The sequence below is a fragment of the Streptomyces flavochromogenes genome (assembly GCF_000717595.1).
Taxonomy (GTDB): Bacteria; Actinomycetota; Actinomycetes; order Streptomycetales; family Streptomycetaceae; genus Streptomyces; species Streptomyces flavochromogenes.
In genome coordinates this window covers 117,256-143,213 of sequence record NZ_JNZO01000007.1, presented here as the reverse complement: position 1 = coordinate 143,213, position 25,958 = coordinate 117,256, and the positions used below count along the sequence as shown (strand labels likewise).

The window sequence follows — 25,958 nt, the reverse complement described above, 5'->3', positions numbered from 1 at the left end:
CCTCGGGCCCTCCGGCCCGGGGACCCCCGCAAGGCCTCCGGGCCCCGAGAGCCCCCGGGCCCCGGCCGTCGTCAGCCCTCCAGCACCCCGGCCCCGCTCCCCCACGGCTGCTTGCGGATCGCGCGGACCAGACGTGACTTGCGCCACCCCGTGACGTGGTCCGCATAGACCCCGCCGTCCAGATGGTCGGCCTCGTGCTGGAGGCAGCGGGCGAAGAAACCCGTGCCCTCCACCCGTACCGGCGTCCCGTCCAGCCGTACGCCCTCGACCACCGCACGGTCGTAACGGGGCGTCGGGGCCTCCAGCCCAGGCAGCGAGAGGCAGCCCTCGGGCCCCCGGAACATGTCGCCGTCCGCCTCCACCAGGCGCGGGTTCACGACATGTCCCAGGTGGCGGGTCTCCTCGTCGTCGGGGCAGTCGTACACAAACACCCGCAGGCCCACGCCCACCTGGTTCGCCGCCAGACCGACGCCGTTCGCCGCGTACATCGTGGCGAACATGTCCTCGACGAGCCGGGCGAGTTCGGGCCCGAAGTCGGTGACGGGCGCGCAGGGCGTGTGCAGCACGGGGTCGCCGAGCAGAGTCATCGCTCGGACCTGGCCGGAACTGCCGGGGATGGGGCGGTTTCGCATGGCGGTAAGGGTACGGTCCGCCGTGACCTGGCTGTTTCGCGCGGCCGCATGGTGGTGCCGCTGTTCGGGCTGCTGGCCGGATCTCGATAGGCTGAGCCCGGACCGACGCAAGGAGGAACAAGAACGATGTCAGGACACCCCGGTAATCCAGAGCCGCTGTCGCCGCGCGCCAAGCTGGCCGTGACGGCGGGCAGGGCCGCGGCCGCGGTGTCGCGTGCGGCGGGACGCGGCAGCGGATCGGTGATCGGCGGCAAGGTGGCGCTGAAGCTCGACCCCGATCTCCTCGGCCGGCTCGCGCAGCATCTGGACGTCGTCCTGGTGTCGGCGACCAACGGCAAGACGACGACGACCCGGCTGATCGCGGAGGCCCTGCGCGCCGCCGGCCCCGTCGTCTCGAACGCCCTCGGCGCCAACATGCCCGCCGGCATCACCTCGGCGCTCGCCGGTGGCTCGGACTCCAAGTACGGCGTCATCGAGGTCGACGAGAAGTACCTGGCCGGCGTCGCCCGCGACACCACGCCCAAGGTGATCGCGCTGCTCAACCTCTCCCGAGACCAGCTCGACCGCGCCGCCGAGACCCGGATGCTCGCCGAGAAGTGGCGCGAGGGTCTCAACGGCACGAAGGCCGTCGTCGTCGCGAACGCCGACGACCCGCTCATCGTGTGGGCCGCCTCCTCCTCGCCGAACGTGGTGTGGGTCGCCGCCGGCCAGGAGTGGAAGGACGACGCCTGGTCGTGCCCCGCCTGCGGCGGTGTGATGCAGCGTCCGGGCGACGACTGGTTCTGCGGCGAGTGCGGCTTCCGCCGTCCCGCGCCGAGCTGGGCGCTCAGCGGCGACCACGTGCTCGACCCGCACGGTTCGGCCTGGCCGATCCGGCTCCAGCTGCCCGGCCGCGCCAACAAGGCGAACGCCGCGACCTCGGCCGCCGTCGCCGCCGTCTTCGGAGTGCCGCCGCAGGTGGCCCTGGAGCGCATGTACCAGGTGCAGGCCGTCGCCGGACGCTACGACGTGGTGTCCTTCCAGGGCCGTGAGCTGCGACTGCTGCTCGCGAAGAACCCGGCGGGCTGGCTCGAAACGTTTTCCCTCATCGACGGACCGCCCGCCCCGGTGATCCTCTCCGTCAACGCGCGCGGCGCCGACGGCACGGACACCTCCTGGCTGTGGGACGTGGACTACGGCCGGCTCGCCGGACACCCGATCATGGTGATCGGCGACCGCCGCCTGGACCTCGCCGTCCGCCTGGAGGTCGCGGGTGTGGACTTCCGCGTCTGCGAGACGCTGGACGAGGCCGTCGCGATGGCCCCGCCCGGACAGATCGAGCTGATCGCCAACTACACCGCCTTCCAGGACGTCCGCCGCCGCGTCGGCAACTGACCCGTAGAGGACTTGCAGCATGAGTGACAGCAGCCTGCGCCTGGTCTGGGTCTACCCGGACCTGCTCAGCACCTACGGCGACCAGGGCAACGTCCTCGTCGTCCAGCGCCGTGCCGAACAGCGCGGACTCAGCGTCGAGCGCGTCGACGTCCGCAGCGACCAGCCGGTGCCGACCTCGGGCGACATCTATCTGATCGGCGGCGGCGAGGACCGTCCGCAGCGGCTCGCGGCCGAGCGGCTGCTCCGTGACGGCGGCCTGTCCCGGGCCGCCTCCAACGGCGCGATCATCTTCTCGGTCTGCGCCGGCTACCAGATCCTGGGGCACGAGTTCATCAACGACGTCGGCGAGCGGCAGCCGGGCCTCGGCCTGCTCGACGTCACCACGACCCGCGGCGAGGGCGCCCGCTGCGTCGGCGACGTCCTCGGGGACATCGACCCGCGGCTCGGCCTGCCCCAGCTGACGGGCTTCGAGAACCACCAGGGCATCACCCATCTCGGCCCGACGGCCCGGCCGTTCGCGCGGACGGTGTTCGGCAACGGCAACGGGACCGGCGACGGCACCGAGGGCGCGTACAACGACACCGTCTTCGGTACGTACATGCACGGCCCCGTCATGGCCCGCAACCCGCAGATCGCGGACCTGCTCCTGAAGCTGGCCCTCGACGTGAACGCGCTGCCGCCGACGGACGACCGCTGGTACGAGGCACTGCGCGCCGAGCGCATCGCGGCCGCCACGCAGCCCGCGTAGCGGTCGCACGGCCCGTCCCGGACGGGTCCGGGGGGGCAACACGCGCGCCGTTGTCGACCCCTCGTACGAACGTACGTTGTCCACTGTGCGGACATCCGGTTCGGCCCCGCCACCCTGCGGCGATAGGGTGGCGGGGATCCAGCCGGACGACGTGGTCCGGGAGTCGGCCCACGTTGCAAAGGTTTTTGGGCTATGCGCATTGGCGTGCTCACCTCCGGCGGAGACTGCCCCGGTCTGAACGCTGTCATCCGTTCCGTCGTGCACCGCGCCGTCGTCGACCACGGCGACGAGGTCATCGGCTTCCACGACGGGTGGAAGGGCCTCCTGGAGTGCGACTACCGCAAGCTCGATCTCGAGGCGGTGGGCGGCATCCTGGCCCGCGGCGGCACCATCCTCGGCTCCTCGCGGGTCCAGCCCGCGCACCTGGTCGACGGCGTCGAGCGGGCCCGCGGCCATGTGGCCGACCTGGGGCTCGACGCGATCATCCCGATCGGCGGCGAGGGCACCCTCAAGGCGGCGAACCTGCTCTCCGAGGCGGGTCTCCCGATCGTCGGCGTCCCGAAGACGATCGACAACGACATCGCCTCCACCGACGTCACCTTCGGCTTCGACACGGCCGTGACGGTCGCCACCGAGGCCCTCGACCGGCTGAAGACCACCGCCGAGTCGCACCAGCGCGTCCTCGTCGTCGAGGTCATGGGCCGTCACACCGGCTGGATAGCGCTGCACTCCGGCATGGCCGCCGGCGCGCACGCCGTCGTCGTTCCCGAGCGGCCCTTCGACATCGACGAGCTGACCGCCCGGGTCGGCGAGCGCTTCGAGGCCGGCAAGCGGTTCGCGATCGTGGTCGTCGCCGAGGGCGCGAAGCCGCGTGAGGGCTCGATGGACTTCAAGACCGCCGGCACCGACATCTACGGCCACGAGCGCTTCACCGGGATCGCCAACCAGCTCTCCGTGGAGCTGGAGCGGCGCCTCGGCAAGGAGGCCCGTCCGGTGATCCTGGGGCACGTCCAGCGCGGCGGCACCCCCACCGCGTACGACCGCGTCCTCGCGACCCGCTTCGGCTGGCACGCGGTCGAGGCCGCGCACCGCGGCGAGTTCGGCATGCTGACGGCCCTGCGCGGCACGGACATCACGATGGTCCCGCTGGCCCAGGCGGTGGAGAGCCTCAAGACGGTGCCCGCCGACCGCTACGCCGAGGCCGAGTGCGTGATCTGACGCACACCGGCGCGGACGCGCTCGCACGACACCGCCCCCGGTCGCAGTCGCGGCCGGGGGCGGTTCTAGTCTGGTGCGGACAACAAGCGCGAATCGGGCTCCAGGAGTGCACACGATGGATCACAGCGGGCACGGCATGACCACGGATCTGCCGCCGTTCACGCTGGGACGGGGCCTGGAGTTCTCTCCCGACCTCTTCTTCCTGATCGGCTGCCTCGCGGCGCTCGGTCTGTACGGCTGGGGCGTGACGCGGCTGCGCCGGCGCGGGGACGCGTGGCCGGTGAGCCGGACGGTGTTCTTCACGGTCGGCGTGCTGACCATCGCGCTCGTCATGTGCACGAGGCTCAACGACTACGGCATGGTCATGTTCAGCGTGCACATGGTGCAGCACATGGTGATCTCCATGCTCTCGCCGATCCTGCTGCTGCTCGGCGCGCCGGTGACGCTGGCCCTGCGGGCGCTGCCGGTAGCGGGCAGGGGCTCGACGGGGCCGCGCGAGCTGCTCCTGAAGCTGCTGCACAGCCGGTACATGAAGGTGATCACGCACCCCGGCTTCACGATCCCGATGTTCATCGCGAGCCTCTACGCGCTCTACTTCACGCCGCTCTTCGACTTCCTGATGGGCTCCAAGCCGGGCCACATCGGGATGATGGTCCACTTCCTGATGGTGGGCGTGGTCTTCTTCTGGCCGATCATGGGCGTCGACCCGGGCCCGCACCGTCCGGGTTATGTGATGCGCATGCTGGAGCTGTTCGCGGGCATGCCGTTCCACGCCTTCTTCGGCATCGCGCTGATGATGGCCTCGGAGCCGATGGTCAAGGCGTACGAGAATCCGCCGGCCTCGCTGGGGATCGACGCGCTCACCGACCAGAACGCGGCGGGCGGCATCGCCTGGGCGTTCAGCGAGATCCCGTCGGTGCTTGTGCTGATCGCGCTGGTCTACCAGTGGTACCACTCCGAGCAGCGGCAGGCGGTCCGCAAGGACCGGGCCGCCGACCGGGACGGGGACAAGGAGCTGGAGGCGTACAACGCGTACCTCGCCTCGCTCCAGACCCGCCGGTGACGCTCGGCGTGCGGTGAGCGGTCCCTTCTTCGGGCCCGGCGCGGGACCTCCTCCGGGGTCCGGCGCCGGGCCCGGTTCCTTTTCCGGCGCACGCCGGAGCGTCCGGGGAGTAGCGCGCGCCCCTCTCGGGGGGTCACGATGGGCTGGACGGCTTCCACGACCTCGGTCGGGAGGAGGGCGGACTGATGTCCGGTGGCACGAAGACGATGGCGGTGCTGACCTGCGCCGCGGTGGTGCTCACGACGGCGTACACGGTGGCGCTCGGCAGCAGCGGCTGGCTCTGGTTCGGCTCCGTGGTGCTCGCGGTGGCGACGATCGGCCTGGCCGCGTCGGACGGCGCGCCCCCGGCCGGCCCGCGCCGCCGACCGCCGGCGGGCCCGGGCCCGGCGAATCCCTGAGCCGGCCGGACCGGTCCGCCGCGCACTCAGTTCCGCGGTGCGAGGACCACCCAGACCTGTCCCGGTGCGAAGGCGAGCCGCTCGCCGCCCGGGGTCGTGAAGGTGGTTCCCGACGTCGCCGACGTACGGGACCAGCGGGCCTCGAACGCGCGCCCGTCGCGCAGGACGAGCGCGGTGCCGCTCCCGACGGTCTCGGTGTACGGGGAGACCGCGCCGGTGACGTCGTGGAAGGCGGAGGAACGGACGGCGACGCGCTGGACGACCACGGTCGACGGGGCGAGGGCTCCCGTGTCCGTGGCGCGTGCCGCGCGGCCGTCCATCGCCACCCGCCAGGTCCGGTCGGAGGCGGACCAGGTGAAGGCGTAGCGCGCCGCCGGGTAGCGGACGGTCTCGGAGGCGACCGGGGTTCCGCCCTTCGGGGCGGGACCGAAGCGGAAGCCGATGTCCCGGGCGTTCTCGGGCTCCCGGACGGCGGCGACGGCCCGCTCGGGGCGCAGGTAGAGGTTGTGCGGGGCGGCCCGGTCCGGGGAGCGCCGGAAGGCGCCGGGGCCGGTGGTCTCGGTGACGGGGTGGAGCGGCGCGGCACTCAGCAGCGGGTTCAGGGCGGACTGCGCCCCGGAGTAGGCGAGGACGGGCCGGCCGAAGGCGCCGAGCAGCTCTATGTCGGACTCGCGGGCGCTGCGGACGGGCCCGACCAGCTCGGGGAGGCGGGAGGAGTACACGGCGAGGAGCCGGGTGGCACCGCCCTCGACCTGTTCGACGTAGACGAGGTCGGCGGCGCCGAGCCCGGTGTGGGGGCGGGCCGCGACCACGTTGTCGATCTTGACGGCGAGGACGGGGCCGGACCGTGCCGGCAGCCCGGTGAAGGGCGAGAGGCCGCTCGGCGCGGGTGCCGTCGTGGCGGGCGCGGGTGTCGTGGTGGCGGGCGTCGGCGTGGCGGGCGCGGGCGTCGGCGTGGGGGCCGGCTCCGGCGGGCCCGAGTCGGAGCAGCCGTACAGCCCGGCCGCCGTCACCGCGCACAGCAGCGCGGTGAGGACGCGGCCGGGGCGCCTGGCTGCGCGCTCGCCCGTCATGGTGACGCTCCCCCACCAGTGGACCACGGGGCCGCGCACGGATACAACGGGCTTGACGGACGACGAACGGGGGTCGCGGGTGTTCTACCACCTGATGAAGTACGTACTGCTGGGACCGCTCCTGAAGCTGCTCTTCCGGCCGCGTATCGAGGGTCTCGAGCACATCCCGGAGGAGGGGGCGGCGATCGTCGCGGGCAACCACCTCTCCTTCTCGGACCACTTCCTGATGCCGGTCGTGCTCGACCGGCGGATCACCTTCCTGGCGAAGCAGGAGTACTTCACGGGGCCGGGGATCAAGGGCCGGCTCACGGCCGCCTTCTTCCGGGCGGCCGGGCAGATCCCGGTCGACCGCTCGGGCAAGGAGGCCGGCAAGGCGGCGATCCGGGAGGGCCTCGGGGTGCTCGACAAGGGTGAGCTGCTCGGCATCTACCCGGAGGGCACGCGCTCGCACGACGGGCGGCTCTACAAGGGCAAGGTGGGGGTGGCGGTGATGGCGCTGACGGCCGGGGTGCCGGTGGTTCCCTGCGCGATGGTGGGGACCTTCGAGATCCAGCCGCCGGGGAAGGTCGTGCCGAGGATCCGCCGGGTCACCATCCGGTTCGGGGCGCCGCTGGACTTCTCCCGGTTCGCCGGGTCGGCGGGCGAGAAGGCGGTGGTCCGCGCGGTGACCGACGAGATCATGTACGAGATCCTCCGGCTGTCCGGGCAGGAGTACGTGGACGACTACGCGGCGGTGGTGAAGGAGGCGGAGGCGCAGGCCGACGGCTGAGCCCCGGCCGGAGTTCCCCCGCCGGGGACGCTGTGAGCGGATCCGCGCACGGCGCAATGCCCTGGGCCGCAGCGCCGGACGGTCGTAGCGTCTCGATCATGACCAAGGGAACCGCGTTCGTACTGGGTGGGTCGGGACAGGTGGGGCGGGCGGCCGTGCGGGCGCTCGTCGCGGACGGCTGGGAGGTGACGGCCGCCTCGCGGGGCGGCGGCAGGGACGAGAGGTGGCCGGCCGAGGTCCGGTCGGTGGCGCTCGACCGGACCCGGGAGGGCGCGCTCGCGTCCGGTCTGGGGGACGGCTGTGACGTGCTGGTGGACATCGTGGCGTACGACGCCGGGCACGGCCGGCAGCTGACGGGGCTCGCGGGGCGGATCGGTTCGGCGGTGGTGGTGTCCAGCGGCGCGGTCTACGAGGACGAGCAGGGGCGCAGCTTCGACACCCAGGACCGGCCGGACGGCTTCCCCGACTATCCGCTGCCGATCCCGGAGGACTGGCGGACGGTGGCGCCCGGCGACACGTCGTACGGCACGCGGAAGGTGGCGCTGGAGCGGGAGTTGCTCGCGGCGGGCGACGCCCTGCCGACGACGGTGCTGCGGGCGGGCGCGATCCACGGGCCGTACTCCCCGGGTCCGCGGGAGCTGTGGTTCGTGAAGCGGGCGCTCGACGGGCGGCCGGTGCGTCCGCTCGCGTACGGCGGGGCCTCGCGGTTCCACCCGGTGCACGTGGACAATCTCGCGGAGCTGGTCCGGCTGGCGGCGGCGAACCCGGGCAGCCGGGTGCTGAACGGCGGGGACCCGGAGGCGCCGACGGTGGCGGAGATCGGGGCGGCGATCGACGCGGTCATGGGAGTCGGCAGTGAGACGGTGCTGATCGAGGGCGCGCCGCCGCGGGGCATCGTGGGGTCCACCCCGTGGACGGCGCCGCGGTCCGTGGTCTACGACATGGCGACGGCGGAGCGGGAGTTGGGGTACCGGCCGGTGGTGTCGTACGCCGGCTCGCTGCCGGAGACGGTCGCGTGGCTGACCGAGCGGTCGGCGGGCCGTGAGTGGCGGGAGGCCTTCCCCGGTCTCGCGAAGTACGGGGTGGACTTCTTCGACTACGCGGCGGAGGATGCCTGGCTGGCGTCGCGGGGGTGACACGGGTGAGGGGAGGGACGGTTGTCCCTCCCCTCACCGGGCCGTCAGCGTGTTACGGCTTCGGGGTGGCGTGCGGGGCGCAGGTCTGGTCCCTGGCGTCCAGCTTGCCGGTCAGCAGGTAGGCCTCGACCTTGGTGTTGAGGCACGGGTTGACCAGGCCGGTGATGCCGTGCGAGCCGGCGTCCTTCTCCGTGATCAGGCGCGAGCCCTTGAACCGCTTGTGCAGTTCGACGGCGCCGGCGTACGGGGTGGCGGCGTCGCGCTCGGACTGGGCGATGAGCACCGGCGGCAGGCCCTTGCCGGTCTTCACCTCGGTGGGGCGCTGGCGCGGCGCGGACCAGGTGGCGCACGGCAGGTTCATCCATGCGTTGGCCCAGGTCATGAAGGGGTACTGCTGGTGGAGCCGGCTGTTGTCCCGGTCCCACTTCTTCCAGCTGGTCGGCCAGGGGGCGTCGGCGCACTCGACCGCGGTGTAGACGGCGTTGCCGTTCTCCGACGCGGCGTTGCCGGCGGTGTCGGTCGGGTCCGAGGCCGCGTTGTCGATGAGCGGCTGCGGGTCACCCGCGGCGTACGCGCTCCAGGCTTCGGCCACCGGGGCCCACATGGAGTCGTAGTAGGGGGCGTTCTGGAAGAAGCCGATGAGCTCGGCCGGGCCGACCTTGCCGCCGAGGGGCGCCTTCTTGGCGGCGGCGCGCAGCGTCACCCACTGCTGCTGGACCTCGGCCAGGGTGTCGCCGAGGTGGTAGGTGGCGTCGTTCTGGGCGACCCAGGTCATCCAGTCCTTGAGCCGGCCCTCGAAGGCGATGTCCTGGTCGAGGTTGACCTCGTACCAGATCTTGCGCGTCGACGGGTTCACGACGCTGTCGAGGACCATGCGGCGGACGTGGGTCGGGAAGAGGGTGCCGTAGACCGCGCCGAGGTAGGTGCCGTAGGAGACGCCGACGAAGTTGAGCTTCGCCTCGCCGAGGGCGGCGCGGATGACGTCGAGGTCGCGCGCGGTGTTGGGCGTGTTCATGAAGGGCAGCATGTCGCCGCTCTTCTCGGCACAGCCCTTGGCGTACTCGGCGGCGAGCTTGCGCTGCGCGAGCTTGTCGGCCTCGCTGTCGGGAACCGGGTCGGGCTTGGGGCCCTTGACGAACTCGCTCGGGTCGACGCAGGAGATGGGGGCCGACTTGCCGACGCCGCGCGGGTCGAAGCCCACGAAGTCGTAGGCCTTGGCGGCGCCCGCCCAGATCGCGTTCTTGGTGGTGACCCGGCGCGGGAAGCGCAGGCCGGAGCCGCCGGGGCCGCCCGGGTTGTAGAGGAGCGCGCCCTGGCGCTCGGCGGGAGTGCCGGTGGCGTTGATCCGGTCGACCGCGATCTTGATCTTCTTGCCGTTGGGCTTCGCGTAGTCGACGGGGACGGTGACCCAGCCGCACTGGATCGGCTTCTCGAGGCCCCAGTCGGCCGGACAGTCCTGCCAGTCGATGCCCGCCTGGGCGGCTCGCGCCGCTGCGACGGCGACGCCGATCGACTCGGCGTCGCGCAGGTGACGGTTGCTGTCGGCGTTCGCGGCCGGGGCCGCGAGCGCGCCCGCGACGAGCGTGCCCGCTATCAGAGTGCCGGCCGAGCCGAGCACTGCCGTACGTCTCAACGTGTACTCCCCCAAGATGAGCGCCACCCCCCGTGGCGGCGCTGTGTGTTGGCTGTCCGGGGGATCCTTTCGTCCCGGAGGCACCCGGTGAAAGAGCGAACACCTGTTTCTTTGCCGAACCAATAACCGGTGAACGGTGTACCGCTGAGCGGTGACCTCTCGGCAGCACGCGCAGAACCGGTCAGAACTCCTCAGAACGGGGCGAGTTCAGACAGGGCGGTGTCGAGCAGACGCCGGACCGCGAGGGCGTCCGGGGCGACGGCGGTGACGAGGGCCGCGGGCCCGGCGAGCGGGGTGACGGCGGCGTGCTCGCCCAGCAGCCGCGGCCGCACCGGCTTCTCCGCGAACGCGGGATCGACGACGAGGAGTTGCCCGGTGGCCCGATGACCACCGAGGACCGCGCCTCCGTCCCAGCCACCGGGAGCGCCGGGACCGAAGGCCAGCTCCTGGTCGAGGAGAGGGCGCCCGGCGCGGCGGACGGTGAGGCGGGTGACGAGGGTGCCGGGCGGCTCGCCGTGCCGGCCGAGGATCTGCTCCTCGCGCAGGACCAGCCGGGCCGTGGCGGCGAGCTCGACGACGGTCCGCATCCGCAGCCGGGAGCCGTGCACGGAGACCACCTGTTCGGGCAGCCAGCGGAGCACCCCGCCCTCGCCGACGGCGATCCGGACGTCGTACGCGGCCGGCTCGGCGCTCCGGCCCGGCAGGGCGAGGGTGGCGGCGGCCGAGTCGACCAGGAGCCTGGCCCCGTCCCGCACCTCGGCCTCGACGGCGAGCCGGTCACCGCCGAGCGGCGCGCTCATCGCCCCGACGACGGTGACCCGGGTGTACCGACCCGAGGCCCTGGTCCGGCGCAGGGCGAGGGGCCCGTCGCTCACGAGCAGCGGCAGGCCCCCGTCGGCGTCCGCGGCGATCCGGGCGGTGGCGCGCAGGCTCACGCGGTCCATGCCCCGAGCTGGGCCCGGACCCAGTCGGCGACCGGGGCGACGCCGTGCTCGGCGCGCAGCGAGGTGAAGGCGACGGGCAGCTCGCCGCGCTGCTCCCTGGCGTCGCGCGCCATCCGCTCCAGGTCGGAACCGACATACGGGGCGAGGTCGGTCTTGTTCACGACGAGGAGGTCCGCGGTGGTGACGCCGGGGCCGCCCTTGCGCGGGATGTCGTCGCCGCCTGCCACGTCGATGACGAAGATCTGGGCGTCGACGAGTCCCCTGGAGAAGGTGGCGGTGAGGTTGTCCCCGCCGGACTCGACGAGGATGAGGTCGAGCGGGCCGACGGTGTCCTCGAGCTCCTCGACGGCTTCGAGGTTGGCGGAGATGTCGTCACGGATGGCGGTGTGCGGACAGGCGCCGGTCTCCACGGCCTGGATCCGCTCGGGCGGCAGGACGGCGTTGCGGAGCAGGAACTCGGCGTCCTCGCGGGTGTAGATGTCGTTGGTGACGACCGCGAGGGAGAGGCTGTCGCGCAGGACCCGGCAGAGGGCGGCGACGGTGGCGGTCTTGCCCGAGCCGACCGGTCCGCCGAGCCCGATGCGCAGGGCGCGGCGGGTGCCGTCGGGGCGGTGGGCGTCGGCGGAGACGGCGCCGTGGTGGGTGTGACCGTGGTCGAGGTGCATGGGGCGGCTCCAGTGGTTCTCAGGATGCGAAGAGGCGGACGGGCCAGGACGCGTGCTGTTCGGCGGTGATGTCGAGAAGGGGCGCGGAGGCCGCGGGCAGGGCGCCGACGCCCTGCCGGGCGGCCCGTGCGGCTTCCTCCGCGACCAGGTCCATGGCGGGGGCGAGGCGGGCGAGGACGGCGGTGGCCTGGAAGGGGTCCAGGCTCAGCAGGCGGACCGTGGCGGTGGCGGGGCCGCTGACGGTCTCGTACGCGACGCAGTGCGCGGCGTCCTCGGGCCCGAGCCCGGCGGCGCGGGCGGCGACGCCGAGGACGACGGGCTGGTGGGCGCCGCGCGGGAACGCGGTGGCGAGCGCGTCGAGTTCCGGGCAGGGCCAGGTGGCGCGTGCCGCCCGCATCATCTGCCGGCCGAGCTTGCGGGCGGCGGCGCGCAGGGCGGGCGAGGGGGTGCGGGCGTCGGCGGCCGCGTCGAGGTCGCCCGGGTCGAGTCCGTGCGCGGCTGCGGCGGCGAGCGCGGCGGAGGTGAGGCCGGTGGTGTGCAGCCGGCCCCGGCAGAAGGCTTCGAGGCCGACCGCGTCCTTGATGCGGCCGGCCTTGACGGCGGCCTCGGCGCCGCCGGAGTGGGCGTGCCCGCCGGCGGGGAACCGCCCGTCGGCGAGTACCAGGAGTGCGGCGCGACTCGCCATCAGAAGAGGAAGTAGCGCTGGGCCATGGGCAGTTCGGCGGCCGGGGCGGGTTCGACCGCTTCGCCGTCGATCGTGACCGTGAACGTGTCGGAGTCGACCTCGACCCGGGGCATGGCGTCGTTCTCCCGCATGTCCGCCTTGGTCACCCGGCGGGTGCTTCCGATCGCGGTGAACTCCTTGTGCACGCCCAGCCGTTGTGCGATGTCGTCCTCGATCGCCGCCTGGGCGACGAAGTTGACCGAGCCGGCCGCCGCCGCCGTGCCGAGCGCGCCGAACATCGGCCGGGGCAGGACGGGTTGGGGAGTGGGGATGGAGGCGTTGGCGTCGCCCATCTGCGCGTAGGCGATCTGGCCGCCCTTGAGGACGGTGAGCGGCTTCACCCCGAAGAAGGCGGGCTCCCACAGCACCAGGTCGGCGAGCTTGCCGGGTTCGACGGAGCCGATGAGGTGGTCCATGCCCTGGGCGACGGCCGGGTTGATCGTGTACTTGGCGACGTAGCGGCGCGCACGGTGGTTGTCGGCGCGGCCGTCCCCGGGCAGGGCGCCGCGCCGCTTCTTCATGACGTGGGCGGTCTGCCAGGTGCGCATGACCACCTCGCCGATGCGGCCCATGGCCTGGGAGTCGGAGGAGATGATCGAGATGGCGCCCAGGTCGTGGAGGACGTCCTCGGCGGCGATGGTGGAGGGCCGGATCCGGGACTCGGCGAAGGCGAGGTCCTCGGGGACGGCCGGGTTGAGGTGGTGGCAGACCATCAGCATGTCGAGGTGTTCCTCGATGGTGTTGACGGTGTGCGGCCGGGTCGGGTTGGTGGAGCTGGGCAGGATGTACGGCTCCGAGACCACCGTGATGATGTCGGGCGCGTGCCCGCCGCCGGCTCCTTCTGTGTGGTACGCGTGGACGGTGCGCCCGGCGATGGCGGCGAGGGTGTCGCCGACGAAGCCGGCCTCGTTCAGGGTGTCGGTGTGGATGGCGAGCTGGGCGCCCGTCTCCTCGCACACGCCCAGGCAGGCGTCGATGACGGCGGGGGTGGCACCCCAGTCCTCGTGGATCTTGAATCCGAGGGCTCCGCCGCGCAGTTGGGAGTGCATGGCCTCCCGGGACATGGTGTTGCCCTTGCCGAGCAGACCGATGTTGACGGGGAAGGTGTCGAGGGCCTCGAACATCCTGGCCGTGTGCCAGGGGCCGGGGGTGACCGTGGTCGCCCTGGTGCCCTCGGCCGGTCCCGTGCCGCCGCCGACGAGGGTGGTGACGCCGGTGGCGAGCGCCTGCTCGACGACGGTGGGCGAGATGAAGTGGACGTGGGCGTCGACGGCACCGGCGGTGATGATCCTGCCGTTGCCGACGATGACCTCGGTCTCGGGGCCGATCACGAGGTCGGGGTGGACGCCGTCCATCGTGTCGGGGTTGCCGGCCTTGCCGAGGGCGGTGATCCGGCCGTCCCGGATGCCGATGTCGGCCTTGACGATGCCCCAGTGGTCGATGATCACGGCGCCGGTGATCACGGTGTCGGGGGCGCCCTCGGCGCGGGTGGTGCGGGCCTGGCCCATGGACTCGCGGATGACCTTGCCGCCGCCGAAGACGGCCTCGTCGCCGGCGCGGCCGGGGCCGCCGCTGCGGTCCTCCTCGATCTCGACGAGGAGATCGGTGTCGGCGAGCCGGATGCGGTCGCCGGTGGTGGGGCCGAACAGGTCGGCGTAGACGGCGCGGTGCAGGTCAGGCACGGTCGGTCCCCTCGGCCTCGATGGGCTCGTCGGCCTCGTCGGCCCGGTCGGTGGCGTGGCCGGTCGGGTCGAGCGGGCCCCCCGTGCCGCCGCGCAGGCCGGGCACGATCCGGCGGCCGGCGAGCGGGACGAGTTCGACCTCGACGGGGATGCCCGGCTCGAAGCGGACGGCGGTACCGGCGGCGATGTGCAGCCGCCGGCCGTGCGCCGCGGCGCGGTCGAAGTCCAGGCCCGGGTTGACCTCGGCGAAGTGGTAGTGGGAGCCGACCTGGACGGGTCGGTCGGCGGCGTTCAGCACGGTCAGACGCGTGACGGGGCGCCCCTCGTTGAGGGCGACGGGGCCGTCCGCGTACAGGATCTCTCCGGGGATCATCGGCGCGGCCCGTTCAGACGATGGGGTCGTGGACGGTGACGAGCTTGGTGCCGTCGGGGAAGGTGGCCTCGACCTGGACGTCGTGGATCATCTCGGGGATGCCGTCCATGACCTCGTCGCGAGTGAGCACCTTGCGTCCCGAGGCCATGAGTTCGGCGACGGTACGACCGTCCCGGGCGCCTTCGAGGATGTGGGAGGTGAGGAGGGCGACGGCCTCGGGGTGGTTGAGACGCACACCCCGGGCCAGGCGCTTGGCGGCCACGTCCGCGGCCACATGGATGAGCAGGCGTTCCTGTTCGTGCGGGCTCAGTTGCACTCTTCCACCTCACAGTCGTCGACCGGGACACCCGGACAGCTGCGGACCCTACCGACCGTCAACACCTTGTTGAACTGCGGAGATGCGGCTCGCGGCCAGACATTGCACGTTAGGGCGGAAGTTTTTCCGGCTCGTTAACTACGGCTTTGCTCTTTCATGATCGTCATACCGGATCGACCGACATGGACATCAGGCCGCGGAGCCCGTCCTCCAGGACGTCGACGGCGACGTCGCCGAAGAGGGCCTGCTGGGCGATGAAGCCCTGGACGACGGCGATCAGCGTGCGGGCCACGTGGTCGGCGGGAACGTCGGCGGCCAGGATGCCGCTCTCCTTGTAGGCGGCGACCAGGTCCGCCCAGACGACCCGCATGCCGTTGTAGCCCTCCGAGAGGGTCCGCGCGAGCTGATCGTCGCGAAGGGTCTCCGTCCACACCTGGATGATCAGGCGCGCGAAGGCCTGCCGGTCGGCGCCCTCGATCCGCTCCTCCAGGAAGAGCCGGAGCACCGCGCCGATCAGTACGTCGGGGGTGGGCGGCGGCGTGGCCCTGGACGCCTCCTCGAAGGCGCCCCGGATGCCGGCGAAGGCCTCGGTCGCGATGGCCGCGATGATCTCGTCCTTGCCGCGGAAGTACCGGTAGACCGCGCCGGCCGACAGGCCGACCTCGCCGAGCACGTCCTGCATCGAGGTGGCGTGGAAGCCGTTGCGGGCGAAGCAGCGCGCCGCGCCGTCGAGAATCTGGCGCCGCCGGGCGTCGAGGTGTTCCTGGGAGACACGAGCCATGACCCGAACCTAAAACGAATATTCATTCTTGACAACTTCCGAGGCCCGCAGGACAGTGATGGCAGATAAAAACGAACGATCCTTCTCTTTGAATCGAGGACCCCATGTCCGCCAACGCCACCGCCGCCGGCGCGGGGCGCAGGACCATCGCGGTGATGGTGCTGATCCCCGTCGTCGTCGCCCTGACCCTGTGGGCCTTCGCGTGGCCCGCGGCCCGGACGGCACCCCGCGACCTGCCGGTCGGCGTCGCGGGTCCCGCCACGGCGGTCACCGCCCTGGAGCAGGATCTCGCCCGGCACGAGGGGGCCTTCGAGATCCACCGCTACGAGGACGGGGCCGCGGCCCGCGCCGCGATAGAGAACCGGGATGTATACGGAGCGGTGGTCGTGACCCCGGGCGGTACGGAACTCCTGACCGCCTCGGCGGCGAGCCCCGTGGTGGCCGGCCTCCTCCGGGAGGCCCTGACCGCACAGGCCCCGGACGGCGCGAAGGTCCAGGTCACGGATGTGGTCCCCGCCCCCGCGGGCGACCCGCGCGGGGCCGTGCTCGCCTCCAGCCTGCTGCCGCTCGCCCTGGCCGGAGCGGCGGCGGGAGTCGTCACGACCCTCCTCGGTCTGCGCGGCGGGCGCGCGGTGGCCGCCCTCGCCGGCGCCGCGGCGCTCGCGGGCACCGTCGGCGCGGCCCTCGCCCACAGCTGGCTCGGCGCACTCGGCGGGAACTGGTGGGCCGAGGCCGGGGTTCTGGGCCTCACCGTCCTGGCCATCGGCTCGACGTTCGCCGGACTCGCGGCTCTCTTCGGAAAGCCGGGCCTCGGACTCGGGGCGCTGCTGATGATCCTGCTCGGCAACCCGTTCTCAGGCCTGTCGAGCGCACCGGAACTCCTGCCGTCCGCGGTGGGCACCCTCGGCCAGTGGCTGCCGCCGGGCGCCGCGGGCTCGGCCCTCCGCTCCCTCTCCTCCTTCGAGGGCGCGGCGGCGGGCGGACCGCTGCTCGTCCTCACCCTCTGGGCGGCGGCGGGTCTCACGGCGACCGTGATCGGGGCCCGAAGGCGCACCGACCCCGTGGAGCCGGCGTCCGTGTCGGCGGTCCCGATTCCGGCGCGCGCGGGCTGATCCCGGCCCACCGAGCCCGTACGCGCGAGAAGACGGCCGCGTGCCCCCGCTGTAGCGGACGGGGGCACGCGGCTTTTCCGTATGCGATCGCGGGACGGCGGAGGCGGGTCGGCCGGACCGGCCCTAGGAGACGCCGGGCTCGCGATGGTGGGCGGCGATGCCGAAGCGGCGCTGTTCGCCGGTAGCGGAGTCCAGGGAGTGGAGGCCGGAGACCGAGCTGATCACCTGCTCGTCGGCGGGCTTCTCGGCCGCCTCGAGTTCCTCCAGGTCAGCGGCGGAGACCAGGGCGACCAGCGGCTTCCCGTGGCGGGTGACGACGACGCGCTCACCGCCGTACACGACGCGGTTGATCAGGTCGGCGAGCTCGGCTCGCGCTTGCGTCACCGGGATCTCGTAGGTCATGCTCCCCATCTTACGGGCTGTACGTCCTGTACATTTTTTACAGATGGAGGTACCCGCCATGGAGGCTCGTCACGTCCTGCCCGAGTTCACGGAGCGCACCAGCTACGGAACCCGGACCCTCGACCCCTACTCGAAGCTCCTCTCGTCCCGGATCGTCTTCCTCGGCACACCGATCGACGAGACCTCGGCCAACGACGTCATCGCCCAGTTCCTGTATCTGGACCACGCGGGGCCCGAACAGGACATCTCGCTCTACATCAACTCCCCCGGCGGCTCGATCAGCGCCATGACCGCGATCTACGACACGATGCGCTCGCTCCACTGCGACGTGGAGACCACCTGCCTGGGCCAGGCCGTCTCCACCGCCGCCGTGCTGCTCTCCGCCGGCACCCCGGGCAAGCGCATGATGCTGCCGGGCGCCCGGATCACACTGCGTCAGCCCGCCGTGGACGAGCCCCTCCAGGGCCAGCCGAGCGACCTCGACATCCACGCCCGTGAACTGCTGCGTCTCCGCGCACTGATGGCGGGGATGCTCGCCGAGCACACGGGGCGGGACCGGGAGCGCGTCGACGCCGACCTCGACCGGCTGACGGTCCTGGACGCGCCCGCGGCGGTCGCGTACGGCCTGGTGGACCACGTGATCACGAGCCGGCGCGCGGGCGCCGGCGGCGCGGCGGGGTGAACCGGCCGTGGTCCCCGAGCTGCCGCCACTGCCCGCCCTGACCCGCGCCGAGAGTGAACTCGTCGACGCCTACCTCGAAGTGGTCGACCTGCTGGGGAAGATCAATCCATCCAGGAGCACGCATACCTATGGCGCGTTGCGCGCAGCACAGGCCCTGGCGGGGCGGGCGGACGCACTTCTCCAAGCCCTGACGCTCATGCATATGCGGGGCGAGAGCGAGCTACACGCGGACACCTTGGCACGCGCGCTCCGCGTGCTGGACGGCGAGCGCCGAGCCGGCCGCGTCACCGTTCCGCACACTCGGGCGAGTTGACATTTCCGCGTGTCGTGTCGAGGCCCGGACGGCCGACGCGCACCGCAGAATCGCTCCCCCGTTCGGCGTAGTCGACGAGTCGACATATGTGCCGGGTGAGTTGCACAACAGGTGTACGCATTTGGCGGAATGGGGCGTTCCACCGCTGGTGCGAGGCTCGTAAGCGACACCTCCGGAGATCACAAAGGCTCTCTGTCCACCCGTATGGATCAGTCGTGAGGAGCCTCACATATCGCCGTTTCAGCTCGGATTTCGACCTCGGTGTGGGTCAAGATCCCTGTCGACGACAAGCCCCCGCCACCACGGCGGGGCGGTCCGGGCGGACGCCGAGTCCTGCCGCTGTCCCGGACGTCTGGTCGACAGGATTGGATCGGCAGGAGTGGAGGACCCGATTTTTACGGGGCGTACGCGCTGTTCCGGCAGCGGGGCCGTCCCTTGGGGTGAAGCCGCGTCAGCGGCCGGGCATCTTCGCCAGCCCGAACCCGACAGGTCATCCTTCGCAGGCGGCTGACGAAGGGTTGCGCATGACTGCGCAGATGCACGTCCCGTCCCTGCTGTCCCGGGCCGGAGCCGTATCGGCTCTCACCCTCGCCGCCGTCGGCGGCACGCTGTTCGCACCCGGTGCGGCAACGGAGGCCCAGGCAGCCACCACGCACGCGAACAAGGCATTGAGCGTCGCCGCGTCCAAGAAGGGAGCTCCGTACCGGTACGGGAGCACCGGACCCTCGAGGTTCGACTGCTCCGGTCTGACGCTCTACGCGTACAAGCAGGCGGGCAAGTCGCTGCCCCGCACCGCGCAGCAGCAGTACAACAAGACCCGGCACATCCCCGCCTCCACCAGGCAGAAGGGGGACCTGGTCTTCTTCCACTCCGGCGGGAGGGTCTATCACGTGGGTATCTACGCCGGCAGCGGCAAGATCTGGCACTCGCCCAAGACGGGTTCGTGGGTGAAGCTCGACAAGATCTGGTCGTCGAAGGTCTACTACGGCCGCGTCCGCTGATCAGGCGGCGGTAGCGGTTCGTCCGTGAGGGGTTCGGTGGCGCCGCCGCACCCCTGACCGACAGGCCAGCCCTAGCAGCTGGCCACGGGGGCCACGGTCCACGGAACAGTGATCCAGACCGTCTTGCCGCCGTCCTCGGTCGGCGTGACCGACAGACGGCCGCCGGCTTCGGCGGCCAGGACGCGGATGATGACCATGCCGCGACCGTTGTCCTGCTGAACCGCCGCCGGGAGGCGGCGCGGCCGGCGCGGATGGCTGTCGGTGACGCCGATGTGGAGCCGCTCCTCACGCTCCAGGCGGACGTCGACCGTGAAGGTGGGCGACTGACCGAGGGTGTGCAGGACGGCGTTGGTGGCCAGTTCGGAGACGATCAGCCGGATCGAGTCCGCGATCTCCGCGGCATCGTCCAGGCCCCACCTCATGAGGACGTCGGCGACGTACCGACGGGCCGTGGGAACCGAGGCGGGATCGCTCGGCAGCGTGACGGATGCTTCCTGGTGATCTGCCATGGCGACGCTGTCCCTTTCCCACCGGAGCCACCGCCCCGGATTGCGCTTCGCGTCAGAGTGCCACCGATCGTGCCGCGCCGTGCGGCGTTCCACCAAGATATGTCCCCATCTGTCGCCCGAAGCGGTGAACTCTGCTGACCGGGAACGCCCTTGGGCCTACCCGGCGTCGGGAGCGGTGCGCAGGATCGTCCGTACCGCGTGCTCGATCTGCGCGTCGGTCAGATCGGCGCGGGCCGTGAGCCGCAGCCGCGAGATGCCGTCGGGGACGGACGGGGGCCGGAAGCAGCCGACCGCCAGACCCTGTTCCCGGCACTCCGCCGCCCAGCCCAGGGCCGCCTCCGGTGACGGCGCGCGCACCGAGACGACGGCCGCGTCGGGCCGGGCCGCCGTGAGACCGGCCTCGGTGATCAGCCGGTGGAGCGTGGTCGCGACGGTACGGGCCCGCTCGGCGAGGTCCGGCTCGGCCCTGATCAGACGCAGGCTCGCGAGGGCGCCGCCCGCGGCGGCCGGGGCGAGACCGGTGTCGAAGATGAAGGTGCGGGCCGCGTTCACCAGGTGCTCGATCACCCGGGCCGGGCCGAGGACGGCACCGCCCTGGCTGCCCAGGGACTTGGAGAGGGTCAGGGTGGCGACGACGTCCTCGTCGCCCGCGAGTCCGGCCTCGTGGAGGGCGCCCCGACCGCCTTCGCCGAGGACGCCGAAGCCATGGGCGTCGTCCACCACGAGTCCGGCGCCGTGCGCGCGGCAGGCGTCCGCGAGCTCGGGCAGCGGGGCCTTGTCGCCGTCGACGGAGAAGACGGAGTCGCTGACGACCAGGGCCCGGCGCCCGGGGTGCGCGGCGAGGGTCTTGCGTACGGCCTCGGGTTCGGTGTGCGGCACGACGGCCGTCTCGGCGCGGGCCAGGCGGCAGCCGTCCACGATCGAGGCGTGGTTGGAGGCGTCGGAGACGATCAGGGAGTCCCGGCCGCCGAGCGCGGTGAGCGCGGCCAGGTTGGCGGTGTAGCCGGAGGAGAAGACGAGGGCCGCCTCGAAACCGCAGAACTCGGCGAGCTCGCGCTCGAGCCGGGTGTGCAGCCGGGTGGTGCCGGTGACGAGCCGCGAACCCGTGGAGCCGGCGCCCCAGCGCCTCGCCGCGTCGGCCGCCGCCTCGGTGACCTCCGGGCGGCGGGTGAGGCCCAGGTAGTCGTTGCCCGCCAGGTCGAGGAGGTCCGACTCGGCGGCCCGCGGCCGCAGCGTACGGACCAGACCGGCGTCCGCCCGGCGGCGCGCCTCGGCGTCGGTCCAGTCGAACGCGGTACGGCGGGGGCCCGCGGCCCGTGCGTCGTCGGCCTGTGGCATTCGGCGATCCTTTTGTAGGCAGCGCACAGACCCTAACCGGATGATGCCGAGGTCGGGATGTGGTCATCCACACACCTCTATCGGGGGCGTTTGTTCGGATCCTCCTTGGCCCGGGGGTGGGCGGTAGGCGAGGATCAGCGCTTATGGACCTGCTGAACACGCTGGTGGAGAAGGGGCTGCGGCGCGAGCTGCCGACCCGTGAAGAAGCGCTCGCCGTCCTGGCGACCTCCGACGACGAACTGCTCGATGTGGTGGCGGCGGCCGGCAAGGTGCGCCGTCAGTGGTTCGGGCGGCGGGTGAAGCTCAACTACCTGGTGAACCTGAAGTCGGGCCTGTGCCCGGAGGACTGCTCGTACTGCTCGCAGCGGCTCGGCTCCAAGGCCGAGATCCTCAAGTACACCTGGCTGAAGCCGGACGAGGCCTCCCAGGCCGCCGCCGCGGGTGTCGCGGGCGGGGCCAAGCGGGTCTGTCTGGTCGCGAGCGGCCGCGGTCCGACGGACCGGGACGTCGAGCGGGTCGGCAAGACCATCGAGGCCATCAAGGAGCAGAACGAGGGCGTCGAGGTGTGCGCCTGTCTGGGCCTGCTCTCGGACGGCCAGGCGGAGCGGCTGAAGGACGCCGGTGCCGACGCGTACAACCACAACCTGAACACGTCCGAGGCGACGTACGCCGGAATCACCAAGACCCACACGTACGCGGACCGGGTGGACACCGTGCAGAAGGCGCACGCCGCCGGTCTGTCGGCCTGCTCGGGTCTGATCGCGGGCATGGGCGAGACCGACGAGGACCTCGTCGACGTCGTGTACGCGCTGCGCCAGCTCGACTCGGACTCGGTGCCGGTCAACTTCCTCATCCCCTTCGAGGGGACGCCGCTCGCCAAGGAGTGGAACCTCACCCCGCAGCGCTGCCTGCGGATCCTGGCGATGGTGCGGTTCGTCTGCCCCGACGTCGAGGTGCGGATCGCGGGCGGCCGTGAGGTGCACCTGCGCTCGATGCAGCCGCTCGCGCTGAACATCGCGAACTCGATCTTCCTCGGCGACTACCTGACGAGCGAGGGCCAGGCCGGTCAGGCCGACCTGGACATGATCGCGGACGCGGGCTTCGAGGTGGAGGGCGCGGGCACCACGACGCTCCCGAAGCACCGTGCGGACGCGCTCGCCGCGGCGGGCGGCGGCTGCGGTTCCCAGGCGTCGGCGGGCTGCGGCTCGCACGACGCCGCGGAGGGCGCGGGCTGCGGCTCGCACGCCGAGGCCGGCGGCGGCTGCGGTCCGTGCGGCGGTCACGCGCGGACGGCCCCCTCGGCCGAGCCCACCGCCGAGCCCGCGAGCGAGGTGCCCGGTGCGCGTCCCGACCTCGTGGCGGTGCGCCGCCGCGGTGCCGGGACGGAGCTCGCCCCGAATGCGTAACGACGAACTGCTCGCCCTGGACCGGGCGCACGTCTGGCATCCGTACGGGCCCATGCCGGGACGTACGGAGCCGCTGGTCGTCGAGTCCGCGTCGGGTGTCCGGCTCCGGCTCGCCGAACCGGTGCACGGTCAGGCCGAGTTGATCGACGGCATGTCCTCCTGGTGGTCGGCGCTCCACGGCTACAACCACCCCGTCCTCAACGAGGCGGCGCACGGCCAGCTGGACCGGATGAGCCACGTCATGTTCGGCGGGCTCACCCACGAGCCGGCCGTGCGGCTCGCCACCCGCCTGGTCGAGATCACCCCGGAACCCCTCCAGCACGTCTTCCTCAGCGACTCCGGTTCGGTCTCCGTCGAGGTCGCCGCCAAGATGTGTCTGCAGTACTGGCGCTCGGTGGGCCGGCCCGGCAAGCAGCTCCTGATGACCTGGCGCGGCGGCTACCACGGGGACACCTGGCAGCCGATGTCGCTGTGCGACCCCGAGGGCGGGATGCACGAGCTGTGGTCGGGCGTCCTCCAGCGCCAGGTCTTCGTCGACGCGCCGCCGGTCACGTACGAGGAGTCGTACGCCCGGATGCTCCGGGAGCAGATCGCTCTCCACGCGGACGAGGTCGCCGCGGTGATCGTGGAGCCGGTGGTGCAGAACGCGGGCGGGATGCGGTTCCACCCGCCCGCGTACCTGCGCGTCCTCCGCGAGGCGTGCGACGAGCACGGGGTCCTCCTGATCTTCGACGAGATCGCGACCGGCTTCGGCCGTACGGGCACGCTGTTCGGCGCCGACCAGGCCGGGGTCTCGCCCGATGTGATGTGCGTGGGCAAGGCGCTGACGGGCGGTTACCTGTCGATGGCGGCCACGCTCTGCACGACGGAGATCGCCGAGGGCATCTCGCGCGGCGAGGTTCCTGTCCTGGCGCACGGGCCGACCTTCATGGGCAATCCGCTGGCCTCGGCGGTGGCCTGCGCGTCGATCGACCTGCTGATGTCCCAGGACTGGGCCCTGGAGGTCAAGCGCATCGAGACGGGACTCCGCGAGGGACTCGCCCCCGCCGCGGAACTCCCCGGTGTGCGCGAGGTGCGGGTGCTCGGCGCCATCGGCGTCGTCCAGCTCGACCACGACGTCGACATGGCCGCGGCCACGGAGGCGGCGGTCCGGGCGGGCGTGTGGCTGCGCCCGTTCCGCGACCTGATCTACACGATGCCGCCGTACGTGACCGGCGACGAGGACCTGGCCCGCATCTGCGCCGCGGTGCGCGCGGCGGCGGCCGCGGGCTGACCGGAAGAGCGGGGAGAAGAGTGGGAATCATCGTCGTCAGCGGTACGGGCACGGAGATCGGCAAGACCGTCGTCACCGCCGCCGTGGCCGCCGTCGCCACCGCCGCCGGCCGCACGGTCGCCGTCCTCAAGCCCGCGCAGACCGGCGTCGGGCCGGACGAGCGCGGTGACGCGGACGAGGTCGTGCGGCTCTCGGGCGCCGTGGGCTCCGCCGAGCTGGGCCGTTTCCCGGAGCCGCTGGCCCCGGGGACGGCGGCCCGGCGGGCGGGGCTCGCCCCGGTCGGGCCCGCGGAGGTCGCCGAGGCCGCGCGGAAGCTGGCCGCCGAGCACGACCTGGTGCTCGTGGAGGGTGCGGGCGGGCTGCTCGTCCGCTTCGACGAGGAGGGCGGGACCCTCGCGGACGCGGCGGCGCTGCTCGGCGCGCCCGTGCTCGTGGTCGTCCCCGCCGGTCTGGGGACGCTCAACTCCACGACCCTGACGGCGGAGGCGCTGCGGGCGCGCGGGATCGAGCAGCTGGGCGTGGTGATCGGCAGCTGGCCGGACGCGCCGGACCTGGCGATGCGCTGCAACCTCGCGGACCTGCCGCAGGAGGCGGGCGCGCCGCTCCTCGGGGCCGTACCGGAGGGGTCGGGGTCGCTCGACCCGGCGGAGTTCCGGGCGGCGGCGGGCGACTGGCTCGGTTCGGCGCTCGGCGGCACATGGGACGCGGAGGCGTTCCGGGAGCGGTTCACGGAGCCGTACGCGGGAGCTTCGTAGCGCGGGACCCGGGACTCGTGCGGCAGAAGGCCGGGCTCGTGAAGCAGGACGCGGGAGCCCCGTACCGAGGGACGCGCGTGCCTCCACTCCGTAGGCTGGAGGCATGCGCGCTCACGTTCAGGAGATCGTCTTCGACTGTGCCGATCCGGCCGCCCTGGTCCGGTTCTGGGCAGGGCTCCTCGGCGGTACTCCGGTCGACCGGAGCGGTGACTGGTCGTACGTGGACCCGCCGGATTTCGTCCGGCTCGCCTTCCAGCGGGTGCCGGAGGGCAAGGCCGTGAAGAACCGCGTCCATCTCGACCTGGAGGTCGAGGACCCTGTCCTGGCCGCCGACGAGGCCCTGCCCGCGGGCGCGTCCACGGTCGGTGGCCTCGTGACGGACGAGCAGGGTTCCTTCCAGGTCATGCGGGACCCGGAGGGCAACGAGTTCTGCTTCGTGACCGGCTGAGGAGGCTCCGATGACACCACCGAACGCTCCGTCATCCGCTTCACCCGCCTCACCCCACGTCCACCATCCGCTGTTCGCGCGTTTCTACGCCCGGTTCAGCGTGTCCGCCGACGTCAGGGGCGGGCTCGGCGAACTGCGGGCGGAGCTGCTCGCCGGGCTGTCCGGCCGGGTGATCGAGATCGGGGCGGGCAACGGGCTGAACTTCGCGCACTACCCGGCCGGTGTCACCGAGGTGGTGGCGCTCGAACCGGAGTCCCGGCTCCGGCGGCTGGCCCAGGAGGCCGCGCTCCGGGCCCCGGTCCCGGTGACCGTGCTCCCGGACACCGCCGAGGCGCTGCCGCTGGAGGACGCCTCCTTCGACGCGGGAGTGGCCTCCCTCGTCCTGTGCACGGTACGGAACCTCCCGCAGGCTCTGGCCGAGCTGCACCGGGTGCTGCGCCCCGGCGCCGAGCTGCGGTTCTTCGAGCACGGCGTGGCCGACACGCCCGGCCTCGCACGCGTGCAGCGGGGTCTCGACCGGACGGTCTGGCCCCTGCTCTTCGGCGGCTGCCACACCTCACGCGCCCCGCTCGCGGCGATCGAGGCGGCCGGCTTCACCCTGGGCCCGTACCGCTCGTTCGACGTGCCGGAGAAGGGGCCGCGGCTGCCCTCCTCTCCCTGTGTCCTGGGCTCGGCCCGGCGATGACGGCGCCGTCCCACCGACCGGAAATCCTGGCGACGGCCCGACCCCGCATGATGGGATCCGGCCATGATCGATCTGCAGATACGTGCCGCCACCCCCGACGACGCCGAAGCGGTGCTGGCCTTCTGGAAGGAGTCCGCCGAGGGGACCTCCATCTCGGACGACGTGCACGGGGTGACCCGGCTCGTCGAACGCGACCCCGAGGCGCTCCTCCTGGCGGTCGCCGACGACCGGATCGTGGGATCCGTCATCGCCGGCTGGGACGGCTGGCGTGCCTCCCTCTACCGCCTCGCGGTCCTGCCCTCGCACCGTCGCCGGGGCATCTCCACCGCGCTCCTGCGCACGGCCGAGGAACGGTTCCTCGCGCTCGGCGGACGGCGCGTGGACGCCATGGTCCTGGAGGCGAACGCGACCGGACAGCGGCTGTGGACGGCGGCCGGGTACGGGCGTGAGGACCACTGGCGCCGCTGGGTGAAGCCCCTCACCGACTGAGCGGCGTCGACCGGCC

General features: G+C 72.5%; 30 protein-coding genes and 1 riboswitch. Of the genes, 17 read left to right on the top strand and 13 right to left on the bottom strand.

What is annotated here, in order from left to right:
* Positions 1-71 precede the first annotated feature (71 nt).
* Entirely contained in the window at positions 72-632 is a 561-nt protein-coding gene (def, locus tag IF00_RS0110575) for a peptide deformylase (protein ID WP_030316717.1), read from the bottom strand.
* Positions 633-758: 126 nt separating this feature from the next.
* Here def and IF00_RS0110570 point away from each other — a divergent pair, with 126 nt between their 5' ends.
* From IF00_RS0110570 to IF00_RS0110550, 5 genes are all read left to right on the top strand, one after another.
* Positions 759-2,006, top strand: coding sequence for a Mur ligase family protein (locus tag IF00_RS0110570; protein ID WP_030316715.1), 1,248 nt, complete (start codon positions 759-761; stop codon positions 2,004-2,006).
* 19 nt (positions 2,007-2,025) lie between these two features.
* Entirely contained in the window at positions 2,026-2,754 is a 729-nt protein-coding gene (locus tag IF00_RS0110565; protein WP_030316713.1) for a type 1 glutamine amidotransferase, read from the top strand.
* Positions 2,755-2,946: 192 nt separating this feature from the next.
* Positions 2,947-3,972: a 6-phosphofructokinase gene (locus IF00_RS0110560; protein ID WP_030316712.1), complete on the top strand. Its 1,026-nt coding sequence runs from the start codon at positions 2,947-2,949 to the stop codon at positions 3,970-3,972.
* Between the two features lie 115 nt (positions 3,973-4,087).
* Complete coding sequence (locus IF00_RS0110555) at positions 4,088-5,035, top strand: cytochrome c oxidase assembly protein (RefSeq protein ID WP_030316709.1); 948 nt, start codon at positions 4,088-4,090, stop codon at positions 5,033-5,035.
* 185 nt (positions 5,036-5,220) lie between these two features.
* Positions 5,221-5,433, top strand: a complete 213-nt coding sequence (locus IF00_RS0110550) for a hypothetical protein (protein ID WP_030316708.1) — start codon at positions 5,221-5,223, stop codon at positions 5,431-5,433.
* Between the two features lie 26 nt (positions 5,434-5,459).
* Here the strand turns inward: IF00_RS0110550 and IF00_RS0110545 are convergent, their stop codons facing one another.
* Positions 5,460-6,506: a DUF3048 domain-containing protein gene (locus IF00_RS0110545; protein WP_030316706.1), complete on the bottom strand. Its 1,047-nt coding sequence runs from the start codon at positions 6,504-6,506 to the stop codon at positions 5,460-5,462.
* A gap of 79 nt (positions 6,507-6,585) precedes the next feature.
* On the opposite strand from IF00_RS0110545, the gene IF00_RS0110540 reads away from it, so the two are divergent.
* Together IF00_RS0110540 and IF00_RS0110535 are read left to right on the top strand one after the other, a co-directional pair.
* Positions 6,586-7,275, top strand: a complete 690-nt coding sequence (locus IF00_RS0110540; protein WP_030316704.1) for a lysophospholipid acyltransferase family protein — start codon at positions 6,586-6,588, stop codon at positions 7,273-7,275.
* A gap of 98 nt (positions 7,276-7,373) precedes the next feature.
* The gene (locus IF00_RS0110535; RefSeq protein ID WP_030316703.1) at positions 7,374-8,411 is read left to right on the top strand and encodes an NAD-dependent epimerase/dehydratase family protein; all 1,038 of its coding nucleotides are present in this window, start codon (positions 7,374-7,376) and stop codon (positions 8,409-8,411) included.
* A 52-nt stretch (positions 8,412-8,463) separates the two neighbouring features.
* On the opposite strand, the gene IF00_RS0110530 is transcribed toward IF00_RS0110535, so the two are convergent.
* The 8 genes from IF00_RS0110530 to IF00_RS0110495 all read right to left on the bottom strand — a co-directional run bounded on the left by IF00_RS0110530 (position 8,464) and on the right by IF00_RS0110495 (position 15,529).
* Positions 8,464-10,044, bottom strand: coding sequence for an alpha/beta hydrolase (locus IF00_RS0110530; protein WP_030316700.1), 1,581 nt, complete (start codon positions 10,042-10,044; stop codon positions 8,464-8,466).
* Positions 10,045-10,235: 191 nt separating this feature from the next.
* Positions 10,236-10,979: an urease accessory protein UreD gene (locus tag IF00_RS0110525; RefSeq protein ID WP_030316699.1), complete on the bottom strand. Its 744-nt coding sequence runs from the start codon at positions 10,977-10,979 to the stop codon at positions 10,236-10,238.
* A complete protein-coding gene (gene ureG / locus IF00_RS0110520) occupies positions 10,976-11,653 on the bottom strand; it encodes an urease accessory protein UreG (RefSeq protein WP_030316697.1) in 678 nt (225 codons plus the stop codon). The genes IF00_RS0110525 and ureG overlap by 4 nt, the downstream gene beginning before the upstream one ends.
* A 19-nt stretch (positions 11,654-11,672) precedes the next feature.
* Positions 11,673-12,338, bottom strand: coding sequence for an urease accessory protein UreF (locus IF00_RS0110515; protein ID WP_030316696.1), 666 nt, complete (start codon positions 12,336-12,338; stop codon positions 11,673-11,675).
* Positions 12,338-14,059, bottom strand: a complete 1,722-nt coding sequence (locus IF00_RS0110510) for an urease subunit alpha (protein ID WP_030316693.1) — start codon at positions 14,057-14,059, stop codon at positions 12,338-12,340. Before IF00_RS0110510 ends, IF00_RS0110515 begins: the two co-directional genes overlap by 1 nt.
* Positions 14,052-14,432: an urease subunit beta gene (locus IF00_RS0110505; protein ID WP_051820045.1), complete on the bottom strand. Its 381-nt coding sequence runs from the start codon at positions 14,430-14,432 to the stop codon at positions 14,052-14,054. Before IF00_RS0110505 ends, IF00_RS0110510 begins: the two co-directional genes overlap by 8 nt.
* A gap of 13 nt (positions 14,433-14,445) precedes the next feature.
* Entirely contained in the window at positions 14,446-14,748 is a 303-nt protein-coding gene (locus tag IF00_RS0110500) for an urease subunit gamma (protein WP_030316690.1), read from the bottom strand.
* Positions 14,749-14,911: 163 nt separating this feature from the next.
* On the bottom strand, positions 14,912-15,529 hold the full coding sequence (locus IF00_RS0110495; RefSeq protein WP_030316688.1) for a TetR/AcrR family transcriptional regulator: 618 nt from the start codon (positions 15,527-15,529) through the stop codon (positions 14,912-14,914).
* Between the two features lie 104 nt (positions 15,530-15,633).
* Between IF00_RS0110495 and IF00_RS0110490 the strand changes: the two genes are divergently transcribed.
* Positions 15,634-16,641, top strand: coding sequence for an ABC transporter permease (locus tag IF00_RS0110490; RefSeq protein ID WP_030316686.1), 1,008 nt, complete (start codon positions 15,634-15,636; stop codon positions 16,639-16,641).
* 123 nt (positions 16,642-16,764) lie between these two features.
* On the opposite strand, the gene IF00_RS0110485 is transcribed toward IF00_RS0110490, so the two are convergent.
* Positions 16,765-17,043, bottom strand: a complete 279-nt coding sequence (locus IF00_RS0110485) for a type II toxin-antitoxin system Phd/YefM family antitoxin (protein ID WP_030316684.1) — start codon at positions 17,041-17,043, stop codon at positions 16,765-16,767.
* A gap of 43 nt (positions 17,044-17,086) precedes the next feature.
* Between IF00_RS0110485 and IF00_RS0110480 the strand changes: the two genes are divergently transcribed.
* From IF00_RS0110480 to IF00_RS0110470, 3 genes are all read left to right on the top strand, one after another.
* A complete protein-coding gene (locus tag IF00_RS0110480) occupies positions 17,087-17,725 on the top strand; it encodes a ClpP family protease (RefSeq protein WP_063740643.1) in 639 nt (212 codons plus the stop codon).
* A gap of 7 nt (positions 17,726-17,732) precedes the next feature.
* The gene (locus IF00_RS0110475) at positions 17,733-18,038 is read left to right on the top strand and encodes a hypothetical protein (protein ID WP_030316681.1); all 306 of its coding nucleotides are present in this window, start codon (positions 17,733-17,735) and stop codon (positions 18,036-18,038) included.
* Positions 18,039-18,428: 390 nt separating this feature from the next.
* Positions 18,429-18,559: riboswitch (cyclic di-AMP (ydaO/yuaA leader) on the top strand.
* 3 nt (positions 18,560-18,562) lie between these two features.
* Positions 18,563-19,039 carry a C40 family peptidase gene (locus IF00_RS0110470; RefSeq protein ID WP_030316679.1) on the top strand — a complete coding sequence of 159 codons (477 nt, stop codon included), beginning with the start codon at positions 18,563-18,565 and terminating at the stop codon, positions 19,037-19,039.
* A 71-nt stretch (positions 19,040-19,110) separates the two neighbouring features.
* Here the strand turns inward: IF00_RS0110470 and IF00_RS0110465 are convergent, their stop codons facing one another.
* Complete coding sequence (locus IF00_RS0110465; protein ID WP_030316677.1) at positions 19,111-19,548, bottom strand: ATP-binding protein; 438 nt, start codon at positions 19,546-19,548, stop codon at positions 19,111-19,113.
* A gap of 156 nt (positions 19,549-19,704) precedes the next feature.
* On the bottom strand, positions 19,705-20,886 hold the full coding sequence (locus IF00_RS0110460) for an 8-amino-7-oxononanoate synthase (protein ID WP_030316675.1): 1,182 nt from the start codon (positions 20,884-20,886) through the stop codon (positions 19,705-19,707).
* Between the two features lie 143 nt (positions 20,887-21,029).
* Between IF00_RS0110460 and bioB the strand changes: the two genes are divergently transcribed.
* The 6 genes from bioB (at position 21,030) to IF00_RS0110430 (ending at position 25,942) form a co-directional block, all read left to right on the top strand.
* Positions 21,030-22,292, top strand: coding sequence for a biotin synthase BioB (gene bioB / locus IF00_RS0110455; RefSeq protein WP_030316674.1), 1,263 nt, complete (start codon positions 21,030-21,032; stop codon positions 22,290-22,292).
* Complete coding sequence (locus IF00_RS0110450; protein WP_030316672.1) at positions 22,285-23,565, top strand: adenosylmethionine--8-amino-7-oxononanoate transaminase; 1,281 nt, start codon at positions 22,285-22,287, stop codon at positions 23,563-23,565. The genes bioB and IF00_RS0110450 overlap by 8 nt, the downstream gene beginning before the upstream one ends.
* Positions 23,566-23,585: 20 nt before the next feature.
* Entirely contained in the window at positions 23,586-24,320 is a 735-nt protein-coding gene (bioD, locus tag IF00_RS0110445; RefSeq protein ID WP_030316669.1) for a dethiobiotin synthase, read from the top strand.
* A 103-nt stretch (positions 24,321-24,423) separates the two neighbouring features.
* Positions 24,424-24,768, top strand: coding sequence for a VOC family protein (locus IF00_RS0110440; RefSeq protein ID WP_030316667.1), 345 nt, complete (start codon positions 24,424-24,426; stop codon positions 24,766-24,768).
* 10 nt (positions 24,769-24,778) lie between these two features.
* Positions 24,779-25,453 (top strand): class I SAM-dependent methyltransferase, encoded by a 675-nt coding sequence (locus IF00_RS0110435; RefSeq protein WP_030316666.1) that lies wholly within the window; start codon positions 24,779-24,781, stop codon positions 25,451-25,453.
* Between the two features lie 63 nt (positions 25,454-25,516).
* Positions 25,517-25,942, top strand: coding sequence for a GNAT family N-acetyltransferase (locus IF00_RS0110430; protein ID WP_030316664.1), 426 nt, complete (start codon positions 25,517-25,519; stop codon positions 25,940-25,942).
* Positions 25,943-25,958 lie beyond the last annotated feature (16 nt).

What these genes read in the sequence shown, in the direction of transcription:
- def (WP_030316717.1), bottom strand. Translation starts at nt 632, where the DNA reads ATGCGAAACCGCCCCATCCCCGGCAGTTCCGGCCAGGTCCGAGCGATG.
- IF00_RS0110570 (WP_030316715.1), top strand. Translation starts at nt 759, where the DNA reads ATGTCAGGACACCCCGGTAATCCAGAGCCGCTGTCGCCGCGCGCCAAG.
- IF00_RS0110565 (WP_030316713.1), top strand. Translation starts at nt 2,026, where the DNA reads ATGAGTGACAGCAGCCTGCGCCTGGTCTGGGTCTACCCGGACCTGCTC.
- IF00_RS0110560 (WP_030316712.1), top strand. Translation starts at nt 2,947, where the DNA reads ATGCGCATTGGCGTGCTCACCTCCGGCGGAGACTGCCCCGGTCTGAAC.
- IF00_RS0110555 (WP_030316709.1), top strand. Translation starts at nt 4,088, where the DNA reads ATGGATCACAGCGGGCACGGCATGACCACGGATCTGCCGCCGTTCACG.
- IF00_RS0110550 (WP_030316708.1), top strand. Translation starts at nt 5,221, where the DNA reads ATGTCCGGTGGCACGAAGACGATGGCGGTGCTGACCTGCGCCGCGGTG.
- IF00_RS0110545 (WP_030316706.1), bottom strand. Translation starts at nt 6,506, where the DNA reads ATGACGGGCGAGCGCGCAGCCAGGCGCCCCGGCCGCGTCCTCACCGCG.
- IF00_RS0110535 (WP_030316703.1), top strand. Translation starts at nt 7,374, where the DNA reads ATGACCAAGGGAACCGCGTTCGTACTGGGTGGGTCGGGACAGGTGGGG.
- ureG (WP_030316697.1), bottom strand. Translation starts at nt 11,653, where the DNA reads ATGCACCTCGACCACGGTCACACCCACCACGGCGCCGTCTCCGCCGAC.
- IF00_RS0110515 (WP_030316696.1), bottom strand. Translation starts at nt 12,338, where the DNA reads ATGGCGAGTCGCGCCGCACTCCTGGTACTCGCCGACGGGCGGTTCCCC.
- IF00_RS0110505 (WP_051820045.1), bottom strand. Translation starts at nt 14,432, where the DNA reads ATGATCCCCGGAGAGATCCTGTACGCGGACGGCCCCGTCGCCCTCAAC.
- IF00_RS0110495 (WP_030316688.1), bottom strand. Translation starts at nt 15,529, where the DNA reads ATGGCTCGTGTCTCCCAGGAACACCTCGACGCCCGGCGGCGCCAGATT.
- IF00_RS0110490 (WP_030316686.1), top strand. Translation starts at nt 15,634, where the DNA reads ATGTCCGCCAACGCCACCGCCGCCGGCGCGGGGCGCAGGACCATCGCG.
- IF00_RS0110485 (WP_030316684.1), bottom strand. Translation starts at nt 17,043, where the DNA reads ATGACCTACGAGATCCCGGTGACGCAAGCGCGAGCCGAGCTCGCCGAC.
- IF00_RS0110480 (WP_063740643.1), top strand. Translation starts at nt 17,087, where the DNA reads ATGGAGGTACCCGCCATGGAGGCTCGTCACGTCCTGCCCGAGTTCACG.
- IF00_RS0110470 (WP_030316679.1), top strand. Translation starts at nt 18,563, where the DNA reads ATGACTGCGCAGATGCACGTCCCGTCCCTGCTGTCCCGGGCCGGAGCC.
- IF00_RS0110465 (WP_030316677.1), bottom strand. Translation starts at nt 19,548, where the DNA reads ATGGCAGATCACCAGGAAGCATCCGTCACGCTGCCGAGCGATCCCGCC.
- IF00_RS0110460 (WP_030316675.1), bottom strand. Translation starts at nt 20,886, where the DNA reads ATGCCACAGGCCGACGACGCACGGGCCGCGGGCCCCCGCCGTACCGCG.
- bioB (WP_030316674.1), top strand. Translation starts at nt 21,030, where the DNA reads ATGGACCTGCTGAACACGCTGGTGGAGAAGGGGCTGCGGCGCGAGCTG.
- IF00_RS0110450 (WP_030316672.1), top strand. Translation starts at nt 22,285, where the DNA reads ATGCGTAACGACGAACTGCTCGCCCTGGACCGGGCGCACGTCTGGCAT.
- IF00_RS0110440 (WP_030316667.1), top strand. Translation starts at nt 24,424, where the DNA reads ATGCGCGCTCACGTTCAGGAGATCGTCTTCGACTGTGCCGATCCGGCC.
- IF00_RS0110435 (WP_030316666.1), top strand. Translation starts at nt 24,779, where the DNA reads ATGACACCACCGAACGCTCCGTCATCCGCTTCACCCGCCTCACCCCAC.
- IF00_RS0110430 (WP_030316664.1), top strand. Translation starts at nt 25,517, where the DNA reads ATGATCGATCTGCAGATACGTGCCGCCACCCCCGACGACGCCGAAGCG.